General features: G+C 71.2%; 7 protein-coding genes. 3 read left to right on the top strand and 4 right to left on the bottom strand.

The annotated features are described in order from the left end of the window. The 3 genes from ACIQOV_RS14980 to ACIQOV_RS14970 form a co-directional block, all read right to left on the bottom strand. Window positions 1-195 (bottom strand): ATP-binding cassette domain-containing protein (locus ACIQOV_RS14980; RefSeq protein WP_401048680.1); only part of this gene is annotated, 195 nt, incomplete at its 3' end. A gap of 235 nt (window positions 196-430) precedes the next feature. After that, a complete protein-coding gene (locus ACIQOV_RS14975; RefSeq protein WP_401048678.1) occupies window positions 431-1,825 on the bottom strand; it encodes an aspartate aminotransferase family protein in 1,395 nt (464 codons plus the stop codon). Further along, window positions 1,822-2,295, bottom strand: a complete 474-nt coding sequence (locus ACIQOV_RS14970) for an Lrp/AsnC family transcriptional regulator (protein WP_030243538.1) — start codon at window positions 2,293-2,295, stop codon at window positions 1,822-1,824. The genes ACIQOV_RS14975 and ACIQOV_RS14970 overlap by 4 nt, the downstream gene beginning before the upstream one ends. Before the next feature lie 298 nt (window positions 2,296-2,593). Here ACIQOV_RS14970 and ACIQOV_RS14965 point away from each other — a divergent pair, with 298 nt between their 5' ends. From ACIQOV_RS14965 to ACIQOV_RS14955, 3 genes are all read left to right on the top strand, one after another. After that, complete coding sequence (locus tag ACIQOV_RS14965; RefSeq protein WP_401048676.1) at window positions 2,594-4,039, top strand: gamma-aminobutyraldehyde dehydrogenase; 1,446 nt, start codon at window positions 2,594-2,596, stop codon at window positions 4,037-4,039. A 145-nt stretch (window positions 4,040-4,184) separates the two neighbouring features. Then, on the top strand, window positions 4,185-5,543 hold the full coding sequence (locus ACIQOV_RS14960; protein WP_401048674.1) for an aspartate aminotransferase family protein: 1,359 nt from the start codon (window positions 4,185-4,187) through the stop codon (window positions 5,541-5,543). Between the two features lie 67 nt (window positions 5,544-5,610). Next, the gene (locus tag ACIQOV_RS14955; protein ID WP_401048672.1) at window positions 5,611-6,828 is read left to right on the top strand and encodes a spermidine/putrescine ABC transporter substrate-binding protein; all 1,218 of its coding nucleotides are present in this window, start codon (window positions 5,611-5,613) and stop codon (window positions 6,826-6,828) included. A 39-nt stretch (window positions 6,829-6,867) separates the two neighbouring features. Here the strand turns inward: ACIQOV_RS14955 and ACIQOV_RS14950 are convergent, their stop codons facing one another. Next, a complete protein-coding gene (locus tag ACIQOV_RS14950) occupies window positions 6,868-8,520 on the bottom strand; it encodes a PucR family transcriptional regulator (RefSeq protein WP_387693714.1) in 1,653 nt (550 codons plus the stop codon). Window positions 8,521-8,595: the final 75 nt, after the last annotated feature.

Genomic DNA, 8,595 nt, shown 5'->3' with positions numbered 1-8,595 from the left:
CCCCTCGTCGACCGGGAGCTGCGCGGAGAGGCAGTCGAGCAGGGTGCTCTTGCCGGAGCCGCGCGGGCCGGTGACGGCGAGCACCTCGCCCTCGCGGACGCCGAGCGAGATGCCGCGCAGGGCGGGGGTGCCGTCATGGGACTTGACGATCCCTCGGGCCCACAGCACGTCGTTGTCAGGCGGTGCCGCTGACATGAGGATCCATCCTGGGTGGCCGCAGGGATATGACAGTCGTCAGATTAGAACGACGGGGGCTGGTCGCGGTGGCGGCGCTCTGGTCCATCACGGGCAAATCACCCGCATTCAGGCATGTTTGGTCGTACGACTGTGATGTTCCGGGAGTGGGAAACCGGGCCGGGCACGCCGAAGGGCGGCCCCGCGGGGAGCGGGGCCGCCCTTCGGCGGAGGGTGGGGAAGAAGGCTCAGGGGATCAGATCTTCGCCCACGCGTCGGTGAGGCTGGTCCGCAGGATCTGCTCGATCTCGTCGAAGGTCGACTGGTCGGAGATCAGCGGCGGGGCCAGCTGGATGACCGGGTCGCCACGGTCGTCGGCGCGGCAGTACAGGCCGTTGTCGAAGAGGGCCTTCGACAGGAAGCCGTAGAGGACGCGCTCGATCTCTTCGTCGTTGAACGACTCCTTGGTGACCTTGTCCTTCACGAGCTCGATGCCGTAGAAGTACCCGTTGCCGCGGACGTCGCCGACGATCGGCAGGTCGCGCAGCTTGTTCAGGGTGCCCAGGAACGCGGCCTCGTTGTCGAGCACGTGCTGGTTCAGGCCCTCGCGCTCGAAGATGTCGAGGTTGGCCAGCGCCACCGCGGAGGAGACCGGGTGGCCGCCGAAGGTGTAGCCGTGCAGGAAGGTGTTGTCACCCTTGTAGAACGGCTCGGCGAGGCGGTCCGAGATGATCGTGGCGCCGATCGGGGAGTAGCCCGAGGTCATGCCCTTGGCGCAGGTGATCATGTCGGGCTGGTAGCCGAACTTGTCGGCGCCGAACATGGTGCCCAGGCGGCCGAAGGCGCAGATGACCTCGTCCGAGACCAGCAGCACGTCGTGGCGGTCGCAGATCTCGCGCAGCCGCTGGAAGTACCCGGGCGGCGGCGGGAAGCAGCCACCGGCGTTCTGCACCGGCTCGACGAAGACGGCGGCGACGGTCTCGGCGCCCTCGTTGAGGATGGCCACCTCGATCTCGTCGGCGCACCAGCGGCCGTAGGCCTCGGGGTCGACCGTGCCGTCGGGGCCCTCGAGGAAGGCCGGGGCGCGGTAGATGTTGGTGTTCGGGGCCTTGTGGGTGCCCGGCACCAGCGGCTCGAACGGGGCCTTCAGGCCCGGCAGGCCGGTGATGGACAGGGCGCCCTGCGGGGTGCCGTGGTAGGCGACGGCGCGCGAGATGACCTTGTACTTGGTCGGCTTGCCGGTCAGCTTGAAGTACTGCTTGGCGAGCTTCCAGGCGGTCTCGACGGCCTCGCCGCCACCGGTGGAGAAGAAGACCTTGTTCAGGTCGCCCGGGGCGTAGTTGGCCAGGCGCTCGGCCAGCTCGACGGCCTTCGGGTGGGCGTAGCTCCACACCGGGAAGAAGGCGAGCTCCTTGGCCTGCTTGGCGGCGGCCTCGGCGAGCTCCTCACGGCCGTGGCCGGCCTGGACGACGAACAGGCCGGCGAGGCCGTCGAGGTACTTGCGTCCCTTGTCGTCCCAGACGTAGGTGCCCTCGCCCTTGACGATCGTCGGCACGGGGGAGTTCTCGTACGACGACATGCGGGTGAAGTGCATCCACAGGTGGTCGTAGGCGGTCTTGGAAAGGTCCTTCTGCGCCGGGTCGGCTGTCATCGGGTGCCCCAGGTGTAGGTCTGTTTCCGGAGCTTCAGGTAAACGAAGCTCTCGGTGCTCCGCACGCCGGGAAGGGCGCGGATGCGCTTGTTGATCAGTTCGAGCAGGTGCTCGTCGTCCTCGCAGACCAGTTCGGCCAGGAGGTCGAACGAGCCTGCGGTGCAGACGACGTAGTCGACCTCGTCGAGGGCGGCCAACGCGTCGGCGACGGGCTCGATGTCGCCCTCGACCCGGATTCCGACCATCGCCTGGCGGGTGAAGCCGACGGTGAGCGGGTCCGTGACGGCGACGATCTGCATCACGCCCTGGTCGAGCAGCTTCTGGACGCGCTGCCGCACGGCCGCCTCGGACAGGCCGACGGCCTTGCCGATGGCGGCGTACGGGCGGCGCCCGTCCTCCTGGAGTTGCTCGATGATCGCCTTGGAGGCGGCGTCGAGGGGAACGCTGGCGTTCCGGTCGCGGTTGGCCACGCGGCCACTGTGCCTGATCGTTCCCGTGTTCGCAAGCGTGGAAGCTGCTGATTTCGTCGTGATCTTGGAAAACGCATGCGGATTTCATCGCTGAAGCGAGCTCGCCCTGTCGATACCGGCAGTCGTGCGGCTACCCTGGCACGGTACGCGCGCGACCCCGAGGGCCGCTGCGCGTACCGCCACCAGTGGACCGTGCCGCTCCGGTCGCGGCCACTCGGGACCCTTCGTACGCCGGATCCGCCGACGTACCATTGCGCCGGAATCTGCAATGCCGCAGGCCCAGACCGAGGAGAGATCCGTGAGCGACCTTCGCGCGCTGCGCAACTACATCAACGGTGAGTTCGTCGACGCGGCCGACGGCCGCACGCTCGACATCGTGGACCCGACCACCGGCGAGGTGTACGCGACGTCGCCGCTGTCCGGCGCCGCGGACGTGGACGCCGCCATGGCCTCCGCCGACGCCGCGTTCCCGATCTGGCGCGACGCCACCCCCAGCACCCGCCAGAAGCTGCTGCTCAAGATCGCCGACGCGGTCGAGGCCCGCGCCGACGAGATCGTCGACACCGAGGTGCGCAACACCGGCAAGCCCCGCGCGCTGACCCTCTCCGAGGAGATCGGCCCGATGGTGGACCAGATCCGGTTCTTCGCCGGCGCCGCCCGCATGCTGGAGGGCAAGGCCGCGGGTGAGTACATGGACGGGATGACCTCGATCATCCGCCGCGAGCCGGTCGGCGTCTGCGCCCAGGTCGCGCCGTGGAACTACCCGATGATGATGGCCGTCTGGAAGTTCGCCCCGGCCATCGCCGCGGGCAACGCCGTCGTGCTGAAGCCCTCCGACACCACCCCGGCCTCCACCGTGCTGCTGGCCGAGATCATCGGCGGCGTGCTCAAGGAGCTGGAGCTGCCGGCCGGCATCTTCAACGTCATCTGCGGCGACCGCGAGACCGGCAGGCTGATGGTCGAGCACAGGACCCCGGCGATGGCCTCCATCACCGGCTCGGTGCGCGCCGGCATCTCGGTCGCCGAGTCCGCCTCCAAGGACGTCAAGCGCGTCCACCTGGAGCTGGGCGGCAAGGCCCCGGTCGTGGTCTTCGAGGACGCCGACATCGCCGAGGCCGTCGAGGGCATCTCGGTGGCGGGCTACTTCAACGCCGGCCAGGACTGTACCGCCGCCACCCGCGTGCTGGTGCACGAGTCGATCCACGACGCCTTCGTCGAGGCGCTGGCCAAGGCCGCGGCCGAGACCAAGACCGGCGGCGTGGACGACGAGGACGTGCTGTACGGCCCGCTGAACAACGCCAACCAGCTGAAGCAGGTCTCCGGCTTCATCGAGCGGCTGCCCGCCCACGCCAAGGTCGAGGCCGGTGGCCACCGGGTCGGCGACAAGGGCTACTTCTACGCCCCGACCGTCGTCTCCGGCCTGAACCAGGACGACGAGATCATCCAGAACGAGGTCTTCGGCCCGGTCATCACCGTGCAGAAGTTCACCGACGAGGACCAGGCCGTGGCGTACGCCAACGGCGTCGAGTTCGCGCTGGCCTCCTCGGTGTGGACCAAGGACCACGCCCGCGCCATGCGGATGTCGCGCCGCCTCGACTTCGGCTGCGTCTGGATCAACACCCACATCCCGCTGGTCGCCGAGATGCCGCACGGTGGCTTCAAGAAGTCCGGGTACGGCAAGGACCTGTCGGCGTACGGCTTCGAGGACTACACCCGCGTGAAGCACGTCATGACCGCGATCTGAGTGCGCTGATAAGTCAGCTGAACCGACCATGGGCCCGGGTCTTCTCGACCCGGGCCCTGTGTCTTTGCATCCTGTCGGCGGTTGGCGCGACCGGCTGACACGATGGAACTGCCCTTCGGGGACGGGCCGCCCTAGCCTTACCGGCATGAGCATTCCCACCGCTGACTCAGCCACCGGCCAGGCCGTCAAGGCGGCCGACCGCGCGCACGTCTTCCACTCGTGGTCCGCCCAGGCACTGATCGACCCCCTCGCGGTGGCCGGCGCCGAGGGCTCGTACTTCTGGGACTACGACGGCAACCGCTACCTCGACTTCTCCTCGCAGCTGGTCAACACCAACATCGGTCACCAGCACCCGAGGGTGGTCGCCGCGATCCAGGAGCAGGCGGCGAAGCTCTGCACCATCGCCCCCGGTTTCGCGGTCGAGTCGCGCAGCGAGGCCGCCCGGCTGATCGCCGAGCGCACCCCCGGTGACCTGGACAAGATCTTCTTCACCAACGGCGGCGCCGAGGCCAACGAGAACGCCATCCGGCTGGCCCGGCTGCACACCGGCCGGCAGAAGGTGCTGTCCACCTACCGCTCGTACCACGGCGCCACCGCCAACGCGATCGCCCTCACCGGCGACCCGCGGCGCTGGCCCAACGAGGGCGGCGTCTCCGGCGTGGTGCACTTCTGGGGGCCGTACCCCTACCGCTCCAACTTCCACGCCGAGAACGAGGCGCAGGAGTGCGAGCGCGCGCTGGAGCACCTGGAGCAGGTGATCGCGTTCGAGGGGCCCGGCACCGTCGCGGCGGTCATCCTGGAGACCGTGGTCGGCACCGCGGGCGTCCTGGTCCCGCCGGCGGGCTACCTGGCCGGGGTGCGGGAGATCTGCGACCGCTACGGGATCGTGTTCATCCTGGACGAGGTGATGGCCGGCTTCGGCCGCACCGGTGAGTGGTTCGCCGCCGACCACTGGGGCGTCACCCCGGACCTGCTCACCTTCGCCAAGGGCGTCAACTCGGGCTACGTGCCGCTGGGCGGCGTGGCGATCAGCGCCGAGATCGCGGCCACCTTCGCCGAGCGGGCCTTCCCCGGCGGGCTCACCTACTCCGGCCACCCGCTGGCCTGCGCCTCGGCGGTGGCGACCATCAACACGATGGCGGAGGAGGGCATCGTCGAGAACGCCAGGCACATCGGCGAGAACGTGCTCGGCCCCGGCCTGCGCGAGCTGGCGGAGCGGCACCCGTCGATCGGCGAGGTCCGCGGCCTCGGCGTGTTCTGGGCGCTCGACCTGGTGAAGGACCGGGAGACCCGCGAGCCGCTGGTGCCCTACAACGCGGCCGGCGCCGCCAACGCGCCGATGGCCGAGCTGGCCGCCGCCTGCAAGCAGCGCGGGCTCTGGCCGTTCGTCAACATGAACCGCTTCCACGTCGTCCCGCCGTGCACCGTCACCGAGGAGGAGGCCAAGACCGGCCTCGCGGTGCTGGACGAGGTGCTGTCGCTCACCGACGCGCACACTGTCTGACGTACCTACCAGGACGGCCCCGAGCACCCGTGTGCCCGGGGCCGTCCCACGCTCCGGAAGGCCGCTCATGCCCAGCAGCACCACCCCGACCCGTCGCTCCGTCGCCGACCGCCCGCAGGGGCCCGCACGCATCCGCCGACGTTCCGTGCTCGGCGGGGCCGCGCTGCTCGGCGCCGGCACCCTGACCGGCTGCGGCATCCCGTCCGCGTACGTGGCCGAGGACCGTCGCTCGGCACCGGACCGCTCGGAGAGCGACAAGCGGCTCGCCTTCTCCAACTGGACCCAGTACATCGACACCGACGACGCGGGCGGGCGTCCGACCCTGGACGCCTTCGGCGAGAAGACCGGGATCGAGGTCACCTACACCGAGGACATCAACGACAACGACGAGTTCTTCGGCAAGATCAGCCCGGTGCTCACCCAGGGCGCCGCCCCCGGCCGGGACCTGATGGTGATCAGCGACTGGATGGCCGGGCGGTACGTCTCGCTGGGCTGGGTGCAGGCGATGGACCGGGCCAACCTGCCCAACGTCACGGCCAACCTGGACCCGCAGCTCGCCGACCCGGCCTTCGACCCCGGGCGCAGGCGCAGCGTGCCCTGGCAGTCCGGGATCACCGGCATCGCCTACAACCGCAAGGCGCTCGGCCGGGAGATCAGGTCCACCGCCGACCTGTGGGCGCCCGACCTCAAGGGCCGGGTCACGCTGTTCGCCGGGCTGGACGAGGCACTCGGGCTGCTGATGCTCTCCCAGGGCGCGGACATCGCGACGTTCGGCGACGACGACGCGCGCAAGGCGATGGACCTGGTGCAGAAGGTGGTCGACAGCGGCCACGTCCGGCGCTTCACCGGCAACGACTACACCAGCGACCTCGCCTCCGGTGCGGCGCTCGCCTGCCAGGCCTACTCGGGCGACGCCGTCCAGCTGACCGCCGAGAACCCGGACATCGAGTTCGTGGTGCCGGAGGAGGGCGGCGAGCTGTGGGCGGAGAGCCTGATGATCCCCAACCGGGCCGCCCACAAGCGCAACGCCGAGCTGCTGATCGACTACTACTACCAGCCCGAGGTGGCGGCCGAACTCGCCGCGTTCGTCCAGTACATCTGCCCGGTGCCGGCCGCCCGCGAGGTGCTGGCGGCCAGTGGCGACAAGGAGAAGGCCGAACTCGCCGAGAACCCGCTGGTGTTCCCGACCGAGGAGATGCGGGCCCGGCTGCACACCATGCGCGACGTCAGCTCGGCCGAGCGGCCCGAGCTGCACAAGGTCTGGGGACGCATCACCGGGGTGTGACGCGCGGGGCCCGGCGCCGCCCCGGGGCGCGCGCCCCGCTCAGCGCCGGACGGCGTCCAGCGCGAGCAGCGCCACGTGCAGGGAGAGGCAGGACTCCACCTGGTCGAGGTCGACGCCGAGGATCCGCTCGACCTTGTGCAGCCGGTCGTAGAAGGACGGCCGGGACAGGTGCGCCGCGTCCGCCGCGGCCGACTTGTTGCGGCCCTGCTCCAGGTAGATCCGCAGCATCTGCACCAACTGGCCGTTGTGCTCGGCGTCGTGGGCCAGCAGCGGGCCCAGCTCCCGCTCCACGTACGTCTGCAGCCGGGCGTCGTCGCGCAGCAGGTGGAGCAGGCCGCGCAGCCGGACGTCCGGCAGCCGGTAGTAGGAGGAGCTGCGGCCGCCGGGCGCGTCGTGCAGGGCGGCGTCGGCGACCTGGGTGGCCTCCAGCAGGGTGCGCCGGGCGTCGCGCACCGAGCCGACCGAGGAGCCGACGGCGACCACCGGGCCCGCCGGGTCGCCGCCGTCCCGTCCGGCCTCGGCGGACATCCGGCGCAGCGCGGCCGACAGGGCGTCCAGCGCGGCGTGCTCGTCCTGCTGGGTGCCGAGCGCGACCAGCAGGCCGACGGCCTCGTCGTCCAGCGCGCCGACCAGGGCGGTCAGCCGGCAGGCCCGGACCGCGCCGGCGGCCAGCTCGGTGAAGTCGCGCAGCCGGGCCTGGGCCTCCAGCGCGGCCGGGATCGGTCCGCGCCGCTGCCGCAGCACCACGCCGACCAGCCGGCGGCCCTCCAGCGGAACGCCGAGGGCCTGGGCGCGCAGCGCCGCCTCGGAGACGGTCAGGGCGTGGGTGAGGATGCCGGACAGCAGGGTGCGGTGGGTCTGCCGCTCCAGGCTCTCCCGGTCGCGCACCACCAGCCGGTTGAGGGCCAGCGCGGAGGCGCCGCGCTCCAGCAGCATGGCGTGGGGGTGGGCCTCGCCCTCGGGCAGCGGGCCGGGCTCCTGCACCAGCACCAGCCGGCCCCAGTCCTGGCCGCGGGCGCCGACGGCGGTGACCAGCCAGCCGCTGCGCGGGTCGTGGCCGGTGCGCCCGGCGGGGCGGACCCCGCGCGAGCGGCGCTCCCAGTCCTCCAGCACCTCGGCCTCCGGGCGCCCGGCGGTGTCGTGGGCGAGCACCTGGTGGGCCAGGTTCTCCAGGACGACCGGGGCGCCGGCCATCCGGGCCACCTGGCGGATCACCTCGGGCGCTTCGGCGCCCTCCACCACGAGCTCGTTGAAGACCTGGTGGACGGACTCGGAGATCCTCAGCTGCTCCAGCTGGGCGTTGACCACCAGGGCGTGCACGGCCTCGGTGACGGCGACGAAGCGCAGCTCTCGGCGGAGCGTGATCAGCGGCAGGCCGCGCTGTTCGGCGGCGTTGACCAGGGCGCGGGGGAGCGAGTCGAAGTAGCGCCGCCCGAACTCGACGACCAGGCCGGCCACCCCGACCTCGTCCAGTTCGCGCACGTAGCGGGCCAGGCCCTCGCGGTCCTCGGGCAGGGCGATGCCGGTGGTCAGCACCAGCTCGCCGCCGCGGAGCATCCCGGCGACGTCGGGCAGCTCGCTGACGTGGACCCAGCGGACCGGCCGCTCCAGGTGGTCGGCGCCGGCCACCACCTGGGGCAGGCCGCGCCGCATCACGTCCAGGTCGAGGACTCGGGCGACGGTGGGGAGCATCGCGGGCCTCCGGGGCCGGTGGGGGCCGGAGCGGGGGCTCCGGGTGATCAGAGTGTCAGGTAAATCATCCATCCC

The organism is Kitasatospora sp. NPDC091257, assembly GCF_044757675.1.
Lineage (GTDB): Bacteria > Actinomycetota > Actinomycetes > Streptomycetales > Streptomycetaceae > Kitasatospora > Kitasatospora lactacystinica.
The sequence above is the reverse complement of the archived record's forward strand: the minus strand, read 5'-3'. Positions and strand labels throughout refer to the sequence as shown.

Coding starts and splice junctions, on each gene's coding strand:
- ACIQOV_RS14975 (WP_401048678.1), bottom strand. CDS start 1,825: ATGACAGCCGACCCGGCGCAGAAGGACCTTTCCAAGACCGCCTACGAC.
- ACIQOV_RS14960 (WP_401048674.1), top strand. CDS start 4,185: ATGAGCATTCCCACCGCTGACTCAGCCACCGGCCAGGCCGTCAAGGCG.
- ACIQOV_RS14955 (WP_401048672.1), top strand. CDS start 5,611: ATGCCCAGCAGCACCACCCCGACCCGTCGCTCCGTCGCCGACCGCCCG.
- ACIQOV_RS14950 (WP_387693714.1), bottom strand. CDS start 8,520: ATGCTCCCCACCGTCGCCCGAGTCCTCGACCTGGACGTGATGCGGCGC.